General features: G+C 66.6%; 17 protein-coding genes. 9 read left to right on the forward strand and 8 right to left on the reverse strand.

Annotation, left to right across the window (positions count from 1 at the left end):
- Positions 1 to 21: 21 nt before the first annotated feature.
- From purD to BMZ97_RS12685, 4 genes are all read left to right on the forward strand, one after another.
- On the forward strand, positions 22 to 1302 hold the full coding sequence (purD, locus tag BMZ97_RS12670) for a phosphoribosylamine--glycine ligase (RefSeq protein ID WP_092169676.1): 1281 nt from the start codon (positions 22 to 24) through the stop codon (positions 1300 to 1302).
- Positions 1303 to 1429: 127 nt separating this feature from the next.
- Positions 1430 to 2344 (forward strand): alpha/beta fold hydrolase, encoded by a 915-nt coding sequence (locus tag BMZ97_RS12675; protein ID WP_092169679.1) that lies wholly within the window; start codon positions 1430 to 1432, stop codon positions 2342 to 2344.
- A gap of 203 nt (positions 2345 to 2547) precedes the next feature.
- Complete coding sequence (locus tag BMZ97_RS12680) at positions 2548 to 3273, forward strand: haloacid dehalogenase type II (RefSeq protein ID WP_092169682.1); 726 nt, start codon at positions 2548 to 2550, stop codon at positions 3271 to 3273.
- A gap of 9 nt (positions 3274 to 3282) precedes the next feature.
- Positions 3283 to 4167, forward strand: a complete 885-nt coding sequence (locus BMZ97_RS12685; protein ID WP_092169684.1) for a patatin-like phospholipase family protein — start codon at positions 3283 to 3285, stop codon at positions 4165 to 4167.
- Here BMZ97_RS12685 and BMZ97_RS12690 read toward each other — a convergent pair.
- Positions 4127 to 4870: an ArsR/SmtB family transcription factor gene (locus tag BMZ97_RS12690; protein ID WP_092169687.1), complete on the reverse strand. Its 744-nt coding sequence runs from the start codon at positions 4868 to 4870 to the stop codon at positions 4127 to 4129. The genes BMZ97_RS12685 and BMZ97_RS12690 overlap by 41 nt on opposite strands.
- Positions 4871 to 4977: 107 nt before the next feature.
- Between BMZ97_RS12690 and BMZ97_RS12695 the strand changes: the two genes are divergently transcribed.
- Positions 4978 to 5721, forward strand: a complete 744-nt coding sequence (locus BMZ97_RS12695) for a sulfite exporter TauE/SafE family protein (RefSeq protein WP_092169689.1) — start codon at positions 4978 to 4980, stop codon at positions 5719 to 5721.
- A gap of 181 nt (positions 5722 to 5902) precedes the next feature.
- Here the strand turns inward: BMZ97_RS12695 and BMZ97_RS12700 are convergent, their stop codons facing one another.
- The 3 genes from BMZ97_RS12700 to BMZ97_RS12710 all read right to left on the reverse strand — a co-directional run bounded on the left by BMZ97_RS12700 (position 5903) and on the right by BMZ97_RS12710 (position 9961).
- Positions 5903 to 6736 (reverse strand): GNAT family N-acetyltransferase, encoded by an 834-nt coding sequence (locus BMZ97_RS12700; RefSeq protein WP_092169692.1) that lies wholly within the window; start codon positions 6734 to 6736, stop codon positions 5903 to 5905.
- A gap of 193 nt (positions 6737 to 6929) precedes the next feature.
- Positions 6930 to 7259: a hypothetical protein gene (locus BMZ97_RS12705; protein WP_092169694.1), complete on the reverse strand. Its 330-nt coding sequence runs from the start codon at positions 7257 to 7259 to the stop codon at positions 6930 to 6932.
- Positions 7260 to 7324: 65 nt separating this feature from the next.
- Positions 7325 to 9961, reverse strand: a complete 2637-nt coding sequence (locus tag BMZ97_RS12710) for a methyl-accepting chemotaxis protein (protein WP_175525537.1) — start codon at positions 9959 to 9961, stop codon at positions 7325 to 7327.
- 424 nt (positions 9962 to 10385) lie between these two features.
- On the opposite strand from BMZ97_RS12710, the gene BMZ97_RS30730 reads away from it, so the two are divergent.
- Complete coding sequence (locus BMZ97_RS30730; RefSeq protein WP_139221210.1) at positions 10386 to 10700, forward strand: hypothetical protein; 315 nt, start codon at positions 10386 to 10388, stop codon at positions 10698 to 10700.
- Between the two features lie 150 nt (positions 10701 to 10850).
- Here the strand turns inward: BMZ97_RS30730 and BMZ97_RS12715 are convergent, their stop codons facing one another.
- Both BMZ97_RS12715 and BMZ97_RS12720 read right to left on the reverse strand, forming a co-directional pair.
- Complete coding sequence (locus BMZ97_RS12715; RefSeq protein ID WP_092169699.1) at positions 10851 to 11138, reverse strand: hypothetical protein; 288 nt, start codon at positions 11136 to 11138, stop codon at positions 10851 to 10853.
- A 176-nt stretch (positions 11139 to 11314) separates the two neighbouring features.
- Positions 11315 to 11743, reverse strand: a complete 429-nt coding sequence (locus tag BMZ97_RS12720; protein WP_175525580.1) for a nucleoside deaminase — start codon at positions 11741 to 11743, stop codon at positions 11315 to 11317.
- Between the two features lie 212 nt (positions 11744 to 11955).
- Between BMZ97_RS12720 and BMZ97_RS12725 the strand changes: the two genes are divergently transcribed.
- The 3 genes from BMZ97_RS12725 (at position 11956) to BMZ97_RS12735 (ending at position 15659) form a co-directional block, all read left to right on the forward strand.
- Entirely contained in the window at positions 11956 to 14301 is a 2346-nt protein-coding gene (locus tag BMZ97_RS12725) for a pseudouridine synthase (RefSeq protein WP_175525538.1), read from the forward strand.
- A 26-nt stretch (positions 14302 to 14327) separates the two neighbouring features.
- Positions 14328 to 14888: a 16S rRNA (guanine(966)-N(2))-methyltransferase RsmD gene (gene rsmD, locus BMZ97_RS12730; RefSeq protein WP_092169704.1), complete on the forward strand. Its 561-nt coding sequence runs from the start codon at positions 14328 to 14330 to the stop codon at positions 14886 to 14888.
- 129 nt (positions 14889 to 15017) lie between these two features.
- Positions 15018 to 15659 (forward strand): glutathione S-transferase family protein, encoded by a 642-nt coding sequence (locus tag BMZ97_RS12735; protein WP_092169707.1) that lies wholly within the window; start codon positions 15018 to 15020, stop codon positions 15657 to 15659.
- Between the two features lie 59 nt (positions 15660 to 15718).
- Here BMZ97_RS12735 and mutL read toward each other — a convergent pair whose 3' ends face one another.
- Positions 15719 to 17533: a DNA mismatch repair endonuclease MutL gene (mutL, locus tag BMZ97_RS12740; RefSeq protein WP_092169710.1), complete on the reverse strand. Its 1815-nt coding sequence runs from the start codon at positions 17531 to 17533 to the stop codon at positions 15719 to 15721.
- 211 nt (positions 17534 to 17744) lie between these two features.
- On the reverse strand, positions 17745 to 19067 hold the full coding sequence (locus BMZ97_RS12745) for a glucose-6-phosphate isomerase (RefSeq protein WP_092169711.1): 1323 nt from the start codon (positions 19065 to 19067) through the stop codon (positions 17745 to 17747).
- Positions 19068 to 19112: the final 45 nt, after the last annotated feature.

The following is a 19112-nucleotide window of genomic DNA, read 5'->3' on the forward strand; positions in this document are numbered from 1 at the left end:
TCCACACGCAAGGAGACCACGATGAACATCCTTTTGATCGGTTCGGGCGGACGCGAGCATGCGCTGGCCTGGGCGATATCGGGTTCGCCGCTCTGCGACCGGCTCTACATCGCGCCGGGCAACCCCGGTACCGCACAATGCGGCGAGAATGTCGTGCTCGACATCGCCGATCATTCGGCCGTCGCGGCCTTCTGCAAGCTGCATGGCGTCGATCTCGCCGTTATCGGCCCGGAAGGCCCGCTGGTCGACGGCATCGCCGACGATCTCATCGCCGCCGGCATCAAGACCTTCGGCCCATCCAAGGCCGCAGCCCAGCTCGAAGGCTCGAAGGCCTTCACCAAGGAGCTCTGCGCCGAATTCGGCATCCCGACCGCCGGCTTCGGCCGCTTCGCCGATGCGAACGAGGCCAAGGCTTATGTCGCGCGCCAGGGCGCGCCGATCGTGATCAAGGCCGACGGGCTTGCCGCCGGCAAGGGCGTGGTCATGGCGGAAACGCTGTCCGAGGCGAACGAAGCCATCGACATGATGTTCTCGGGCGGGCTCGGCGCGGCCGGCGCGGAGGTCGTGATCGAGGAGTGGATGATCGGCGAGGAGGCGAGCTTCTTCGCGCTTTGCGATGGTGCGCATGCCATCGCAATGGCGTCCGCCCAGGACCATAAGCGCGTCGGCGACGGCGATACCGGCCCCAATACCGGCGGCATGGGTGCCTATTCACCCGCCCCGGTGATGACGCCGGCGCTGGAAGAGCAGGTGATGGCCGAGATCATCCGGCCGACGCTCGCCGGCATGATCAAGCGCGGCATGCCATTCAAGGGCATTCTCTATGCCGGCCTGATGATCACGGCGCAGGGACCGAAGCTGATCGAATATAATGTCCGCTTCGGCGACCCCGAATGCGAGGTGCTGATGCCGCGCCTGAAGAGCGACATCGTGCCGGCCTTGCTCGCTTCCTGCGACGGCGTACTCGCCTCCTTCGACCTGCGCTGGTCGGATGAGGCCGCGCTGACCGTCGTGCTGGCGGCCAAGGGCTATCCGTCCGGACCTGAGAAGGGCAGCGTGATCAAGGGCGTCGAGAAAGCCGCGGCGCTGGACGATGTGCTCGTCTTCCATGCCGGGACGAAGCAGACGGCCACCGACCTCGTCGCCGATGGCGGGCGGGTGCTGAATGTCGTCGGCCTCGGCAAGACCGTCAGCGAGGCGCAAGGACGCGCCTATGCGGCGGTCGATCTCATCGACTGGCCAGGCGGCTTCTGCCGCCGCGACATCGGCTGGCAGGCGGTGAAGCGCGAGCGCGAAGGCTGAGATCGCGAGACGACGCAGCGTCCGATCGCGCACGATAGCTGCTGCCATGATCGGTTCCCGAAGCTGGTAAAAAGAGCCATGCTCGCGCTCGCAGCGACACCGGCGCCGCTCATCGGAGTATCGAAACATGAGCAATCTCGACTCCCTGTTTCCCGGCTTCAAGGCGCATTGGATCGACGGGCCCGTCGGCAGCATCTTCGCCCGTGTCGGCGGCGAGGGGCCGCCCGTGGTGCTGATCCACGGCTTTCCGCAGACTCATGCCGAATGGCACAAGCTCGCGCCGGAACTCGCCAAGACGCATACCGTCATCTGCCCGGACCTGCGCGGCTATGGCTGGTCGGCGGCGCCCCATGGCGACGGCGGCAAGCAAACCTACAGCAAGCGCGGCATGGGCGAGGACATCGTCGCAGTAATGCAGGCGCTCGGGCATGTCCGCTTCGCCGTCGTCGGGCATGATCGCGGTGCGCGCGTCGCATACAGGCTGGCGCTCGACCATCCCGGCCGGGTCGAGCGCCTGGCCCTGCTCGACATCCTGCCGACGCTCTCGATGTGGGAGGGCATGAATGCGGCACGCGCCATGCAGGTCTATCACTGGACCTTCCTGGCCCAGCCCGAGCCGGTTCCGGAGAACCTGATCAAGGCCGACCCGCTCGGCTGGCTCGACCACACCATCGCAAGCTGGACCCGCGCCAAGGACCTCAAGCTCTTCGACCGGCTCGCCCTCGCCTCCTATGGCGAATCCTTCAACGATCCCGCCCGCATCCATGCCGCCTGCGAAGATTACCGCGCCGGCGCGACGACCGATCTCGCTCAGGATCAGGCCGATTTCGCCGCCGGCAAAAAGATCCTCTGCCCCGTGCTGGCGCTCTGGGGTGAGGCCGGCATCCCGGCCAAGGGGGCAAGCCCACTCGAGATCTGGCGCACGACCTTCGCTCCGCAGACGGAGGGGCTGGCGGTCGACAGCGGCCACTTCCTGCCCGAGGAGAACCCCTCGGCCACGCTCGCGGCCCTGCTTCCGTTTTTGTCCAAGCCCGCCGCCTGACGCTTGCAAGGAATGGTTGGGCGTCGCCGGATCGGGAAGCCTCGGCCAGGTTGGCTGCCCTACAGCATCGGCTTGTCCCGAAAACCGGTTCCCACTTTTCGGGCCGATGCTCTCGTGATCTTGCATCGGCTTGCTCCGAAAACCGGTTCCCACTTTTCGGGCCGATGCTCTAACCTCCGCGGCATTCCGATCAGGAGCTCTCGATGAAACTGACCGATTTCAAAGCCCTGACCTTCGATTGCTACGGCACGCTGATCGACTGGGAGAGCGGGATGGTCGCAGCACTGCAGCCGCTCGTCAGCAAGGTCGCGCGGCCGCTGAGCCGCAATGACGTGCTCGAGGCGCATGCCCGGCACGAATCGCGCCAGCAATTGCAGACGCCGGGCAAGCTCTACCGGGAGCTTCTCGCCGTGGTCTACAAGCGCCTGGCGGAAGAGTGGAACGTGACGGTGAGCTGGGAAGAGTGCCTGGCTTATGGGCGTTCGGTCCGGGACTGGCCGGCTTTCCCTGACACGGTCGAGGCCTTGCGCGAACTCAAGCAGCACTATCAGCTCGTCATCCTGTCCAATGTCGACAACGAATCCTTCGCCTTCAGCGATGCCAGGCTCGGCGTGGCCTTCGATGCGATCTACACAGCCGAGGATATCGGCAGCTACAAGCCAGCCGCTGCCAATTTCGACTACATGCTGACCTCGCTTGCCGATCGCGGCATCGCCAAGGCCGACATCCTCCACACCGCCGAGAGCATGTTCCACGACCACAAGCCGGCGAATGCGATCGGCCTCGCCTCCTGCTGGATCTATCGACGCCATGCCGATGAGGGTTTTGGCGCCACGATGAACCCGGGCGCGATGCCGCATTACGATGTCCGCTTCACCAGCCTTGGCGATCTCGCGGCGGCTGTGAAGGCCGAGGCGGGACGCGCCTGAGGCGCCGGCATGTCGCGGAATCCCTTACCCACGCCGTCCCGGGCGCCTTCCGGCGAATCCGAGCTCGAGCCGGAGCTGTTCTTGGTGCTCGGCGCGGGCGGGGCGCGGGGCTTGAGCCATATCCCCGTGCTGGAAGCGCTCGATGAGCTCGGTGTCAGACCTACTCTGATCTCCGGCTGCTCGATGGGCGCGATCGTTGGGGCAGCCTATGCGGCAGGCCTCTCGGGCAAGGAGCTGCGTGAGCATGTCGCGCTGACCTTCCGTGACCGTGCCCGGGTGATCGCGAGGCTGCTCGACGCCCGCATCGGCAAGTTCACCGATTTGATGCGCGGTCTCGGCAACCCTGTGCTGATCGATGGCGAGCGCATGCTCGACCTGTTCTGGCCGGACGCGGTGCCCGACCGCTTCGATCAATTGCAGATCCCCTTCGCGGCGCTCGCCACCGACTACCACCTCCATGCCGAGGTCCTGCTGAGCGACGGGCCATTGACGCCGGCGGTTGCGGCTTCGCTTGCAATCCCGGGCTTGATCCGGCCGGTCGTCATCGACGGCCATGTGCTGATCGACGGCGGCGCGATCAATCCCCTGCCCTATGACCGCCTGCTGGCACCGGGCCGTATCGTCATGGCTGTCGACACCAGCGCGCCCGCAACCGTCAGCGAGATGCGCATCCCCGAGCCGCTGGAAGCGATGCTCGGGGTCAGCCAGATCCTGACGCGGACGATCGTGCAGCGCATGGTCGAGCGTCAGCCGCCCGATATCCTGATCCGCGCCGGCGTCGACGGCATCGGCGGGCTCGACTTCTTCAAGGCGCAGGCGATCCTGGACGCCTCCGAGCCGGTCAAGGACGAGGTCAAGCGAAGGCTGTCTCAGGCGCTCGAACGGCGGGGCTGACGGCCTCCGGTTCGTCGCAGCGGAAGCCCGGCAACGCGGCGCCCAGGGCTGCCCTGCCCTCTTCGGTCAGGACCACGGCGCGGCTGTCCTTCTTGCGGCGCACCCAGCCCGTCTCGAAGCAGCGACAGGCCAGAGCAGCGGCAAGGCTGCCGGCGAGGTGCGGCTTGCGCTCGCTCCAGTCGAGGCAGGGGCGCAGGGCAGCGCGGCGCCCCTTCGGCGACGCGGGGTCGACGCCGAGCGCGGCGAACACTGCTTCGCCGGAGACACTGAGGCCATAGCCACCATCGGCGACATTCAGATGCCCGCCCGCGACGAGCGCGTCATGGATGCCGATGCCCAACCGGCCGGCGAAATGATCGTAGCAGGTGCGCGCCCGGCTCAACTCCTCGCCGATGCGCGAAGGCAAGCGGCGGTTGGTGGGCTGCGTGCCGGCCAGCACCATCAGCCCCTCCAGCGCGGTCGCGACTTCGGCGCTCGCCAGCCGGTAATAGCGATGGCGTCCTTGCGCAGCGACGTCGAGCAAGCCGCCCTGCATCAGCTTGGCGAGATGGCCGCTTGCGGTCTGCGGCGCAACGCCGGCTAGATAGGCCAATTCCTTGGCGGTCAGCGCCCGCCCATCCATCAGCGCGTGCAGCATGTTGGCGCGGGCGGGGTCTCCCATCAGATGGGCGATCTCGGCGAGATAAGGACCGTGCGTGCTCATGCGGGCATCTTGCTCCTCGGCACGGGCGAGACCAAGCCGGAATGCTACGGCCGCAACCGTAGTATCGAGCGGCGACAGGATGCGGCAACAATGCCAGAAAACCGGCCATGGAAAACCTGCACCTCATCCTCTTCATCGCCGCGACCTTCCTGCTTGCCGGCTTCGTCAAGGGCGTCATCGGGCTCGGTCTGCCGACCATCGCGGTCGGCATTCTCGGCGTGGTGATGGCGCCGGCCCAGGCGGCCGCCCTGCTGGTGGTTCCTAACCTGATCACCAATGGCTGGCAGATCGCGACCGGCCCCGGCCTGAAAGCCATCCTGCTTCGGCTCTGGCCGATGCTGGCGGGCATCTGCATCGGCACCTGGGCTGGTGCCGGGCTTCTCCAGCAGCAGAAGGACGGCTCGGCCACGCTCTGGCTCGGCATCGCACTGGTGCTCTATGCGCTGGTCGGCCTGAAGGCCGCCAAGCTACGCGTGCCCGCCCAGGCCGAACGCTGGCTCGGACCCATCATCGGTATCGCGACCGGTGTCGCGACCTCCGCCACCGGCGTCTTCGTGCTGCCGGCTGTGCCCTATCTGCAAGCGCTCGGCCTCGACAAGGACGAGCTGATCCAGGCGCTCGGCATTTCCTTCATCGTCTCGACGCTCGCCTTGTCCTTCGGGCTGGTCGGCGCCGGCGCATTGAATATGGGCGTCGCCTGGCATTCACTGCTGGCGCTAGTGCCTGCGCTGGCCGGGATGGCCGTCGGCACGGCGATCCGGCTGCGGATCTCGGCTTCGACCTTCAAGATGTGCTTCTTCGCAGGGTTGCTGGCGCTGGGCTGCTATCTGGTCGCCAGAACGCTCGGCTGAGGGACGCTCGGCTGAGCTCCCCGAGTTCCCTGATTCGGGAGCCGGCCAGGGCGCTTCCATTCAGACCGAGCCGTCATTGCGAGCGCAGCGAAGCAATCCAGGGGCCGTCGAGCGAGACCTGCTGGATTGCTTCGTCGCTGACGCTCCTCGCAATGACGTTGAGAGGTCGTGCGGGGACGATCTAGCCAAGCTCCAGCGTGGTCACGCCGAACACTTCAGAAGCGAGCGGAATCGGTTCGCCCCGATACATGCGCGTCGTCTCAAAACCCGGCCGAAGCCCTGCATCCGTCAGCAGATCGATGAATTGCTGTCGCGCGGCCGGCACGTCGATGAAGACCTCGCCCTCGACGGAGGATGCAAGATGCGCAACGAGCGCGGCGGCGGTCGCGTCATCCAGCGCCGACAGCCCGCCGATCTTCCAGCCCACACGGCATTTGCGGATCACGCCATAGCCTGTGACCACGCCTTGCGAGGTCGCGACGCAAGCAAGATGCGGCGTCGCGAGCCAGCGCGCGAGAAAGGCCTCCCGTGATTCTGGAAAGCTCCTGCGATCGAAAGCCATGACTTGAGGCAAGAGCTCAGGAGTGACGACGCCCAGCTCCCGTCGTTCCACCGGCACGCCGGCAAAGACGCCACCGAAACGGATGGTGCGGTAAGCCGGTACGAAACCTTTCCGGCGGTAGTTCTCGAACTGCTCGTCGACCCCGTCGAGCCCAATGATACGCCCCGCAAGGCGCGCCATGCCGGTATCCCAGACAGCTTTGCCATGGCCTTGGCCCCGCATGCCCTCGCGGCTGATATAGAGCCCAATGAAGCCGTAGCTCGCCCCATAGGCGACCGCCGCGATGCCGGCGACCATCTCGCCATCGACGAAGGCGCCGATGAACCCATCAGGGTCGACTGCCCGGAACGCCACGGCGTCGTTGAGGCCCGGATTCCAGCCTTCAGCAGCGGCCCAGTCTATCAGTCGCTCGACTTGGCCCAATGCGAGCGTGCGGATGAGGCGCTCGCTCATGCGGCCGCCCGCGGTTGGGGAATCTGCATAAACCCATTCTAGAGCGTTTTCGAGCGAAGTGGACACCGGTTCGCGTGAAGAAAACGCGTTAAAACAAAGAGCAGGAGCGGTTGAACGATCCAGTTGGATCGGAAACGGCTCTAGCGTTGCATGTTAAGCGCTGCATAGAGACGCGCATGACACGCCATCAAGCTCAGAGCGACGATCGGGCTGGGGGCCTGGATCCGCACTGATAACCGCTGTCCAACAGACAGGCTTCGACTTCGTCAGCCTTGATGATCGCCTGCGCGGTGGTTACGGCCAGCATGGCAGTGCGCATACGCACAAGCGCATTTTCGGCGCTGAGTGCGCTTGTTAGAAAAAGCGCTCGTGTGGCGATCGCCGCCGCGTCGGCGGATTGGCTGAAGCGCGCGCTTTCGTAGAGATTTGTTTCGCGCCGCAACCTTTCCAGCGCTCTATCGTGCTCGATCAGGATCATACCCAATGCGCGCTGACAGATATTCAGTCTTTCTGTGTCGTCCATGAAGCACCCATATTTCAGTCCAGCGAGAAAGGGCGCAGTCGGCGGGCGCCCAGCTTGCTTAAGGTTCAGAACTCTTCCCACCCGGCGTCATTGGCGCGGCCATTGACGGCGCGCTTCGCCGGAGCGGATCTCTCTGGAGCCCGCGCCTTGGCGTGGCCGAAGGCGGCTTCAGCGAGCTTGCGCAGGCGCGCGGGCTCCGAGCCATGACCGGCCGGGGCCGCCCTGACCAGCGCCGGGGCGTAGCTGGCCGGTGAGGCAGCTGCGCCCTCAGGCCCCGTCCTGAAGGCGGCGACGAGGTCGTTGAGCTCACCGATGCGGCCCGAGAGCGAACCGGCCGAGGCCGCGCTCTGTTCGGCAAGCGCCGCATTGGCCTGCGTCATCTCGTCGAGATGAGCAACGGCCTGGCTCACCTCGTCGATGCCGTTGGCCTGCTCGCCCGAGGCCGCCGATATCTCGGCGATGGTGGCCGCGACCTTTTGCGAGGCGGCGAGAATCTGGGTCAGGGCGTCGCCGGCCTGGCGCACCAGCGTGACGCCTGCGCCGACCTCGGCATTGGACGAGGAGATCAGGCCCGAAATGTCCTTGGCGGCGGCGCCCGAGCGCTGCGCCAGCGTGCGCACTTCCGAGGCGACCACGGCAAAGCCCTTGCCGGCATCGCCGGCGCGCGCCGCCTCCACCGCCGCGTTCAGCGCCAGCAGATTGGTCTGGAAGGCGATGTCGTCGATCACCCGGATGATGTCGGAGATCTTCTGCGAGGCGCTCTCGATGCGCGCCATTGCAGCAACCGCCTCAGTCGCGATCGTGCCGCCCGACTGCGCCGCCTGCATCGCTTCGGTTGCGATCGCGGCGGCCTGCCTGGAGGCCTGGGCCGAGGCCTTCACCGAGGCTGCGAGCTCCTCGGTCGTGGCTGCGGTCTCCTCCAGCGACGAGGCCTGCTCTTCCGTGCGCTTCGACAGATCATCGGCGCCCATGGTGATCTCGCGCGCCGCCAGGCCGACATCGGCAGAGGTCGTCTGGATCGTGCGCACCGTCGAGGACAGGCGATCAACCGTCGCGTTGATCCCGTCCTTCAACGAACCCAGTACGCCCTGGTAGCTGCCCTTGACCGCATGTGTCAGATCGCCGTTCGCGACGGCATCCATCACCTCGGCGAACTCGCCAGTCGCCTGTTCGACGAGTGCCGAAACATTGTTCAGGCCGATGGCAATCTCGCGCACGAAGCCTTCCTTGCCCGAGAGCGGCAGCCTTGCCGAAAAATTCCCCTGCTGGGCTGCCGTAACGACGGCCGCGACCTCGGCTTCGCCGAGCAGCTCCGCCGTGACGTTGCGCCAGATGAGCGTGTGGCCGATCTTCACGCCGTCGGCTCCGTGCACATAGGCCATGTCGACCAGAACGACTTCGCCGGCGATGTCGTAGCGAACCTTGCGGACCTCGTCATTGTCGACAAGCAGCGTGCGGGTCAGGTTGGAATTGGCGCGGTAGCAGTCGAGATGCCGGCCCATCATCGCCTCGACGGAGAAATCCGGATTGGCTTGGCGGAAGGTCGGCTCGAGCCGTTTCAGCAGTGTCGTCAAAGAGGCGCTGATAAAGGAGATGTTCTCGTCGGGATCGGTGATCATCAGCATGCTTGGCGACTGATTCATCGCCGCTACGGTCAGCGCGGTGCGCTCGGCTTCCGCCTTGCCGCGATCGACCGCGCGAGCGATCTCACCGATCTCGTTGGCGAGCCCGACATGCGGCACGGGCGCCGCATAGTCGTTCTGCTGGAAACGGCGCAGCGCCGCGATGATGTCGGCGATCGGATTGCGGATCGTGCGGACGAAAGCCAGGGCCACCGCCATCGCGGCGATGGCTGCGGCCGCAGCGATCAGCAGGTCGCGCAAGGCCTTGCTCTTGAAGCCATCGATGCGGGCTTCGATCAGGCGGGTAAGCTCCCCATGGCTTTCAAGCCACAAAGCCTCAGCAGACTTGGCCATGGCGGCCGCGGCCTGATCAACCTCAGGCTTCAGAAGCGGGCTGGGCCGGTCGCCGGCCAAAGCCGCGCGCAGGCCGTCGACGAGCTTCGTCTCGTGCGCGGCCGCCGCGTCGAATTCGGTTATGGCTGCCTTCAACGCCCGGCCGACCCTGCCATCGACATTGCCGTCTATGCTCGACTTGACCGAGGACTGAACCGCGGCGAGCGCGATACTGAAGCGCGTCGCAGCCTGGACCAGGGCATCCTGATGTGCCGCCGTCGGCTTGGCCGCCACGCTGCCGAGATAGGGCAATAGCGCTGCCGTCAAGGTCGCCCGGGCAACCACCAGCTCCGGCAGCCGCACAGCCGCGACATCCATCACGTAATAGGAATCGACATCGGGATCGAGCGTCAGGTTGGAGCCGTCGGCGACCTTCTGGATGGCGCCCTGGCCGGCCTCCCAAGCCTTTAGCTGCGCCTTGGGGTCCGCCAGCGCCTGCCTGAATTCGGCAACCGTCTCGCGCGCCTTGAACCGCTCCGAGGCCGCCTCCACCGCGGCAACCCCGGCCAAGGCGGTGTTCCAGCTGACCGAACCTGCATCGGGCTGCGTCACGCCCGACAAGGTCAGCCAGAGATCCTTCAGGACCCCAGCGCCATCCAGCTCGAGCGATGAGAAGGCGATGTCCTTCCTGACCTGCTGGACGAACAGCAAAGTCAGATGCCCTATGGGAATCATCAGCAAAGCCATGATCACAGCGATCTTCGTACCAACACTCCACGAGATCGGCTTGAAAAGCGACAGTCGCATCGCAGCTACCGTTACAGTTATTCTTATTTGAGGGGCGGGCGCCCTACCCCCATCTACCCACTTCAATCCCTTAACGATCGGTTCTTCCGTTACCGTATTGAAGCGGTGTTTGATTTAGATCAAATGCCGTCGGTTACTCGGCGCCATGGCGTATCATGCGAATTTTCGACCGACAGCGGTTTGCAGCCGGGATGTTCAACCGGTGTTTCCCTGCAGGATCGCTGGAATTGGAGGGAGCTTGTCGCAGATCCCGCTGATCGAACGCGGTTTTCGACCTTGGATGGTGCGCAACCAAGCTGGCCGCCCAACCGCGGCCAGAGCCTTCGGCTGAACGAGACATGTTGCGCTCCCGACATCTGAAACGATGCCTCGCAAGGCCGCCGGAACCCGGCCTCCCGGCCTGCTCATCAGCTTCACGACGTCTTATGCGTCATTTACGCCTGACCAGATCTTCCCAATCGCAATCTTACGTATCGACGATCGATCATCCGGGCTTCCGCAGGAGGTCGCGATGGTCACCTATGAAACGCTGCAGCGCCGCAGCGAACCCGTTCGCCGGACGGCACCACAGCCTCGGCGCGACGGCGGAGCACGCCGTGACCTGCTGCACACATTTGTTCTGCTGGCGCTTCTCGCCGGTATCGTCGGCTTCCGTGCTTGGCTTAACATGCCTCGTTGAACGCGCAGCAGGCGCGTCTCGCCGAAATCGGGCGGCCCAGCAGTACCAACAAGACATCGTTGATAGAGCAGATCCGCCCGCATCCGCTTCTTGCGGGCGTCTGTTTCGATCGTGCCGAACACAATTCGAAACGATCGAAAGCCGGATGTGTCACGGCGTCGCCTGTTGCAGCAAGGGGGACTGCTGCAACAGCGAGCAGCCCATTGCGGCGATGCTCAACCAGAGCACCTCATCCCATTGATTGAGCGCATGCAGCGTGAAGCGCTGCCCTTGCATCACGGCTGTCACGGCCGTGATCATTCCGTAAAGCGCCAGCAACCCGGACAACGCCAAGAAAAATCCCGATTTGCCGAACAGCGCCAGCACGGCGGAAACGGAAACCTTGAAAACGAACCGGCCAACAAGACCGCGAGCGATCGGGTCGATACGAGCGATCATCGCAATTGAGCTCCTCAACGGCAGGAGGCGTCATGGCGCTCCCATCATGGCGCTCCAATCTCCACGCCAGCCGGCCCGAATACCGAGATTGCCCCGCTCCCGCGTCGTGGGTCCATTCGATTGCAGGGCGGAAAGATAAAGATCGCATCAAGGCGACCCTGCCGGCGGTCGCCGACCTATCTCCGCTCCCTGAAAAACTCCCGCAACAGCCCCGCAGCCTCGCTCTCGCTCAAGCCGCCATAGACCTCCGGCGCGTGGTGGCAGGTCGGGCTGGCATAGAGCCTGACCCCGTTCTCGACCGCACCACCCTTGGGGTCGCCGGCACCGAAATAGAGCCGGCGGATACGGGAAAAGGAGATCGCGGCGGCGCACATCGGGCAGGGTTCGAGCGTGACGTAAAGATCGCAGCCGATCAGCCTCTCGCTGCCGATTTCCTGGCAAGCCAGGCGCAGCGCCAGCATCTCGGCATGGGCGGTCGGGTCCTTCAGCTCCAGCGTGCGGTTTCCCGCGCTCGCCAGCACGACGCCCTCGCGCAGGACCACCGCTCCGACCGGAACCTCGCCGCGTGAGGCGGCCGCCCGCGCCTCAGCCAAGGCGAGCGCCATGCCGTCCACGCTATTTGCCTTTGCCCGCACCATCAAAAACCCTGCTTTACCGCTCGCGAGCGGCAAGGCGCTCTGCTACAAGCGCCGGCTATCAGTCAGCGTTCCGTCCGGCTCGATTGTGCCGGTCGGGGACGCGCGCGACATCAAATATTTGAGCATCGGCCTTTCGCGAAAGTGCATTCCACTTCTGCGGACCATGCTTCGGAGCGATCATGAGCGACGACAACAACCAGAAAAGCCGTGGCCCGCGCAAGGGCGGCGGCGCCGGCGGCCGCGGTGGCGGCCAAGGCGGCGGCAAAGATGGCGGCTCTCGCGGCGGCGGTTTCGGACGCGATGGCGCGGGTCGCGGACCTGCGCGCTCCGGTGCGCCAAGTGGCGAGCGCAAGCCATTCCGCAGCCGCCCCGAGGGTGGCGAGCGTCCGGCCCGGGCCGCGTCCGAGGGTGGCGAACGCCCCCAGCGTCGTTTCGACAAGCCGGCCGGCCAGCGCGATGGTGCTCCGCGCCCGCCGCGCGCCGGTGGCGAACGTCCGTTCCGGGCCAGGCCCGAGGGCGAGCGTGCACCCTATCGTGAGCGCAGCAGCGAAGATCGTCCGAGCCGCGGTGCCAGCAGCGGGGCCGAGCGGCCCTTCCGCGCCAGGCCAGATGGCGAACGCAGCGCGAGCCGGCCTCCGCGCGAGGGCGGCGAGAGGCCGTTCCGCGCCAGAGCCGAGGGTGAGCGCAGCTCCAGCCGCCCGCCTCGCGATGGCACCGCGCCGCGTGGCAAGAGCTTTGGTGGCAAGAGCGCTGGCAGCAAGAGCTTCGGCCAGCGCGATGGCGGTGAAAAGCGCTTCGAACGACCTCGCCGCGAAGACGCGGCTGCCGAGCCCAAGCTTCTCGCTTCGCTTGCCGCGCAGGAGCCCGAGCGCATCGCCAAGGTGATGGCGCGGGCCGGCGTCGCCTCGCGTCGCGACAGCGAGGCGATGATCGTGGAAGGCCGCGTCAGCGTGAACGGCAAGGTGCTGGAAAGCCCGGCGCTCGATATCGGCCCCAACGATGTCGTTCTGGTCGATGGTGAGCCCTTGCCGGCGCGCGAGCGCACACGGATGTGGCTCTATCACAAGCCGCGCGGGCTGGTGACGACGAACCATGATCCGGAGGGGCGGCCGACCGTGTTCGACTCGCTGCCGGAAGAGCTTCCGCGCGTGCTCTCGATCGGCCGACTCGACATCAACACCGAAGGCCTGCTGCTGCTGACCAATGACGGCGGTCTCGCGCGCATGCTGGAGCTGCCGGAGACGGGCTGGCTCAGGCGCTACCGCGTGCGCGCCTTTGGCTCGATCACGCAGGACAGGCTCGACACGCTGCGCGATGGCGTGACGATCGAGGGCGTGAGTTATGGCCCGATCGTCGCCCGCTTCGAGCGCCAGCAGGGCTCGAACACCTGGCTCGTGGTCGATCTGCGCGAGGGCAAGAACCGCGAGGTCAAGACGGTGCTCGAGCATCTCGGCCTCGACGTGAACCGCTTGATCCGGGTCTCGTTCGGCCCGTTCCAGCTCGGCGACCTGCCCGAGGGCGAGGTCGACGAGATCCGCTCGCGCGTGCTCAGGGACCAGCTCGGCGAGGATCTGATCGCGAGGGCCGGCGTCGATCTCGAGGCGCCGCGTCGCGACGAGATGCCGGCGGCCCCTCCCCGCGCGCCCAGCGGCGACGATCGGCCGCGCCGGCGTGAGGCAGGCGACCGCGACGGCAAGCCCGAACGGGAGCGTTGGCAGAGCGACGCCGTGCGCACGCCCTCCAAGGACGACCGCAGCGACAAGCCATGGAAGCGCACGGTCTGGCGCGATGCCGAGGCCGAGCCGCAGCGCGAGCGCAAGGCTCCGCCGCGCCGTGGCGCCGATCCCAAAATCGAGCGCCAGACGCGCGAGGCCACCGGCGAGGTGGTTCGCCGCCGCGACAAGGCAATCGAGGATCCCAATGGCCGCCGCGTGCTGGTCGAGCGCGTCAGTGCGCCATCTCGTGAGGTGCGCCCTGCCCGCGAGGAGCGCCCCGCCCGCGAGGGCGTCAATCCCAAGCGCCGGCCCGACCGCCTGCCACGCAGCGAGCGCGGCGCGGCCGGTGGACGTCCGCCACGCACACAGGAGCGCGCGAGCAGCGGCGAACGTCCACCTCGCCGCCCGCGCGAGGAGGCCGGCGGCCGTGACCGCGCCTCCGAGCGTCCCTGGCAGGATGCGGCGCCACGCCAGGATGCGGCGCCACGCAGCGAGCGTCCCGAACGCGCTCCCCGCGACGGCAGCGAGCGCCCCGCGCGCCGCTTCAGCGAGCGCAGCGGCGACGACAGGCCGCGCGGCCGCAGCTTCGGTGACAAGCCGGGCGGCGCGCCCAAGAGCTATGCCGCGCGCTCAAGCGAGCGGCCGGCCGGTCGTAGCGCAGGCGGCGAACGCGGCGGCGGCAAGTCGTTCGGGGGCAAACCTTCCGGAGGTCGCCCCTTCGGCGGCAAACCCGGCGGCGGCGGTCGTCCGGGTGGCGGCGGCAAAGGTCCGCGCCCAGGAGGCGGTGCCGGGCGCAGCAAGCGTGACTGAGGCAAATTTGGCTGGGGACTGAAGCGATGAGGATCGTCGGCGGACGCTTCGGCGGGAGGTCGCTCGCCGGCCCCAAACCAGGGATCGGGACCATTCGCCCGACCTCCGACCGTTTGCGGGAATCGCTCTTCAACGTGCTCGCCCACGCCTATGACGACGTGGTCGAAGGTGCGCGCGTGCTCGACCTCTTCGCCGGCACGGGCGCGATGGCGTTCGAGGCGCTCTCGCGCGGAGCGGAGTTCGCATTGCTGGTCGATGACGGCACCGAGGCGCGCGGCTTGATCCGCGAGAACCAGATGAATCTCGGCCTTGCCGGTCATAGCCGCGTCTTCCGTCGCGACGCCACCAAGCTCGGCCCGGCGAGCCCGATGCCGCCCTTCGGGCTGGTGTTCTGCGACCCGCCCTATCGCAAGGGCCTGGGCGAAAAGGCGCTCATCTCAGCCCAGCTAGGCGGCTGGCTGACGCCGGACGCGCTCATCGTGCTGGAAGAGGCCGCGGGCGTGGAGATCGCCGTGCCGGAAGGCTTCGCCGTGGTCGAGCGCCGTGACTATGGCGAGACGCAGGTGGTCCTGCTGCGGCTGGAATAGGACATCAGCCCGCAGGGGCGATCTTGTACCAGAAGCTGGAGCGCTTCATCCTGTGGACGCAACTTGATCTCTTCCAGGTCAGCGCTCAGGAAAAGCGAGCCCGAGACGGTTTCGGATTGCGAGGTCTGGATGCTGCGACTTCACTATTACCCCGGCTTTATCAGCCTCGCCGCCCATATTGTCCTTGAGGAAATCGGCGCGGAATACGAACTTTCATTCGTCAATTTGCACAAGGGCCCGAGCAACAACCCATCCTATCGCGCCCTGCACCCAGATGGGCTCGTGCCTGTGCTGGAGAGCGATGACCTCGTTCTCTACGAGAGTGTGGCCATCATCCTTCACTTACTTGAGCTGAAGGGAGGAGCAACGCTTGTACCTGCACGGGGTAGCGTGCTCAGGTCGCAGTTTTACAAATGGCTTATGTGGCTTGCGACCGCGCTGCACGCGAACTTGTCGCTCCACCTGCATCCCAACAAGGTCGCCGTCTCCGTCGAGGCGCAGGCGGAGATCAAACAGGCCGCAGAGCAGCGAGTGAATAGCCAGTTCGACCGCCTGGAAGACGAACTGGCGCGTCATGGCGGCCCGTGGTTCCTGGGAGATACATACTCGGCTGTTGACGCCTATGTGTTCACCCTTGCGCGCTGGTCTCGCGGCATGCCCCGGCCCGCCGCCAGCCGATCGCATTTGGGCGCGTATTTACGCCGCGTGATCGAGCGGCCAGCCGTTCAGCGTGCCCTTGCACAAGAACACATACCGCAGCCATGGCTATGAGGCCGAGGCACGCGGCGCAGAAGGCGTCGTAGTGTTCTCATGAGACTGCGACCTGCCCCTCACCGCCGCCCGAACAGCTTCTCGATATCGGTGAGCTTCAACTCGACATAAGTCGGCCGGCCATGGTTGCACTGGCCTGAATTGGGCGTGACTTCCATCTCCCGCAGCAGCGCGTCCATCTCCTCGGGGCGCATGCGGCGGCCGGCGCGCACCGAGTTGTGGCAGGCCATCGTCGCCAGCACATGGTCGAGCCGGCGTTCGAGCGAGCCCGGAATCGAGGAGATCTGGCCATGCTCGGCCAGCGCATCGGCGACATCGCGCACGAGCTTCTGGAGATTGCCGCCGGCGAGCTGGCTTGGTGCCTCACGAACCAGCACCGCACCGGGCCCGAACGCCTCGATGCCGAGCCCGAGCGTCGCGAGTTCGTCGGAAGCGGCATTCAGGCGATCGGCATCGACGGGGTCGAGTTCGACGACCTCCGGCAGCAGCAGCGCCTGCCGGGCGATGCCCGACTTGGCGCGCTCGGCCTTCAACCGCTCATAGACCAGCCTCTCATGGGCGGCATGCTGGTCGACGATGACGACGCCCTCGCGTGTCTGGGCAACGATATAGGTCTCGTGCAATTGCGCGCGGGCCGCGCCGAGCGGTCGGTCGAGTGCATCGGGAGCGGGCTCGACAGCGTGTGCACGTGCATCGGCAGAGGGCGCAGCGAAGCTCTCGAAGCCCGCCTGGGACGCCTCGCCGAAGCCGGCGGCGGGCCTGGGCCAGGCCGGCGTCTCGGGAAAATGCGGCCGCGGGATGGAAGTCGCTCCATTGCCGGCGAACACCGCGCGAAAGGCCTCCAGCGTCCGCGCCCCACCGGTCGTGGTGGCGCGATGGCCGGCCTCGGCCAGAGCCGCCTTCAGCCCGGAGACGACAAGGCCGCGCACCAGAGCGGGATCGCGGAAACGCACCTCGCTCTTGGCCGGATGGACATTGACGTCGACGAGGCGCGGCTCGCAGGCGACATCGAGAAACAGCACCGGATGCCGGTCGGAGGGCACGACATCGGCATAGGCGCCGCGCACGGCCGAGAGCAGCAGCTTGTCGCGCACCGGCCGGCCGTTCACCGCCAGATGCACCCCGGCCGAGGTGCCGCGATGGAAGGTCGGCAGGCCGGCAAAGCCCGTGACGCGGAAGCCCTCGCGCGCCACGTCGAGCGGCAGCGCGTTCTCGGGGAAATCGCGCCCGAGCCCGCGCGCCAGCCGGCGCAGCATGCCATCCCTGCCATGCGCCTCCGCTGGCCAGTCGAATCCGGTGACGTGATCGCCATCGAGCGCGAAGCGGATCGTCGGATGGGTGATGGCGAGCCGACGCAGCATCTCCGAGACAGCCTGCGCCTCGGCGCGGTCGCTCTTCAGGAATTTGAGCCGCGCCGGAGTGAAGGCGAAGAGATCGCTGACCTCGATGCGCGTTCCTGCCACTGCCACGACCGGCCGCACCACGCCCTTCTCGCCAGCCTCGACGACGAGCCCATGGCCATGGGCGGAATCATGCCGGCGGGTCGCGATCGAGAGCCGCGCGACCGAACCGATCGAGGGCAAGGCCTCGCCGCGAAAACCCAGCGACTTGATCGCGAAAAGGTCGCCATCGGGCAGTTTCGAGGTGGCGTGGCGCTCGACCGCCAGCGCCAGATCCTCGGGCGACATGCCGGAGCCGTCATCGACGACGCGGATCAACTCGCGACCACCGGCTGCTATCGTGACCGAAATCGCGCGTGCGCCGGCGTCGATCGCGTTCTCGACCAGCTCCTTCACGGCAGCCGCCGGCCGCTCGATCACTTCACCGGCGGCGATGCGGTCGACGAGAACGGGATCGAGGCGGCGAACGGTCATGACGAATCTCGGGCAGCGGCGGAACTGGCGTTCCCTTTGTCATTCCGGGGCGGCTCGCAGAGCCGAACCCGGAACCCACGACCGGGCGAACCGATCGTGCGCTTTCAGGTTCACCTCATCGTGGGTTCCGGGTTCTTCGCCGATTCTATCCTTGGGCCGACCAAAGGTCGGACCCGAGGGCGAAGCCCCGGAATGACAAGGTAACGGCGACTCAGCTGCGCCCTTCGGCAAGATAGCGCTTGGCGAGGAGTTTCGCTTCCTCGACCGCCGGCTGGTCGAACGGATCCACACCCATGGCATAGCCGGTCAGAACCGTCTCGAGCATGAAGTGCATCAGCACCTCGCCATGGATGGTCTCGTCGATCTCATCGACATGGAAGCGACGCACCGAGCAGCCGTTCTTGGCGAAGGTGTCGATCATCGCGACGCCCTGAGCGGCCACGAGATCGCCGATCGTCTTGCCGGCGAAATCGTCCTGGCCGATCTTGCCGGCAAGCTCGGCATCGATCCTGGGACCCTTGCCCTTGGCGCCCACCGTCAGCACCGTGAAGAACTTGTCCTTCGGGCCGGCGAGATAGAGCTGCTGCTGCGAATGCTGATCGACCGGGCCGAGCGCGCCGACAGGCTGCGTGCCCTGCCCATCCTTGCCCAGGCTCTCGGCCCAGAGCTGCATCCACCAGCGCGTCAGCAGCGCGAATTTGTCGGCATAGGGCATCAGAACGGCGATGTTCTTGCCTGAGCGCATCGCGGCGAGATGCAGCGCGGCACCGACCGCGGCCGGCGTCTCGCGCACGCTCTTGCCCGCTAGGACCGGCGCCACGGCCTTGGCGGCGCCGGCGCGCAGAGCCTCGATGTCGAGACCGAGCGCGGCGGCCGGCAACAGGCCGCAATTGGTCAGCACCGAATAGCGCCCGCCGACCCCGGTGTGGTGCTCGAGGAACGGCACGCCGAAGGGTTCCAGCAGCGCGCGCAGCGGATGCAGCTTGCCGGGGATCGCCGGCTCGGACAGGCCCTGGAAACGCTCGCCGATCTCGGCATCGCTGAAACCTGCGGCGCGCAGGGCGCTGATCACCGTGATGCTCTGCAGCAGGGTCTCGCCGGTGCCGCCCGATTTCGAGACGGCGACGAATTTCGTCGTCTTGAACGGCAGCTTGGCGAGCAGCTCCGAATAGGTCTCGGGGTCGAGATTGTCGATGAAGTGGACGCGCGGCTCAGGCGCGAAGCGCGACAGGCCGGAGATGCCGTAATCGGCGAGCTGCGCCAGCGTCTGGCCGCCAAGGCTGGAGCCACCGGTACCGAGCACGAGAATGTCGGTCGCGCCTGCCTTGAGGCGCTGGGCCGCAGCATGGACGGGCGGCAGATCGGCCGTGTCGGCGGGCAAGCCGAGCAGCGGCAGCGAATGATCCCGCGCCTGGCCCTGCAGCCGCCCTAACGCGGGAGCAAGATCAGCCAGCGCCTGCTCGAAAGCGGCATCGGGAATGCCGCCCTTGCCGACACCGGATTCGAGCGCGAGATCGAAGCTTTGCTGCAGCATGGTGATGAGGTCCGTCGCTGTGCCTGAGGGAAAGGACGAGAGGGT

The sequence above is a fragment of the Allobosea sp. OK403 genome (assembly GCF_900113835.1).
Classification (GTDB): Bacteria; Pseudomonadota; Alphaproteobacteria; order Rhizobiales; family Beijerinckiaceae; genus Allobosea.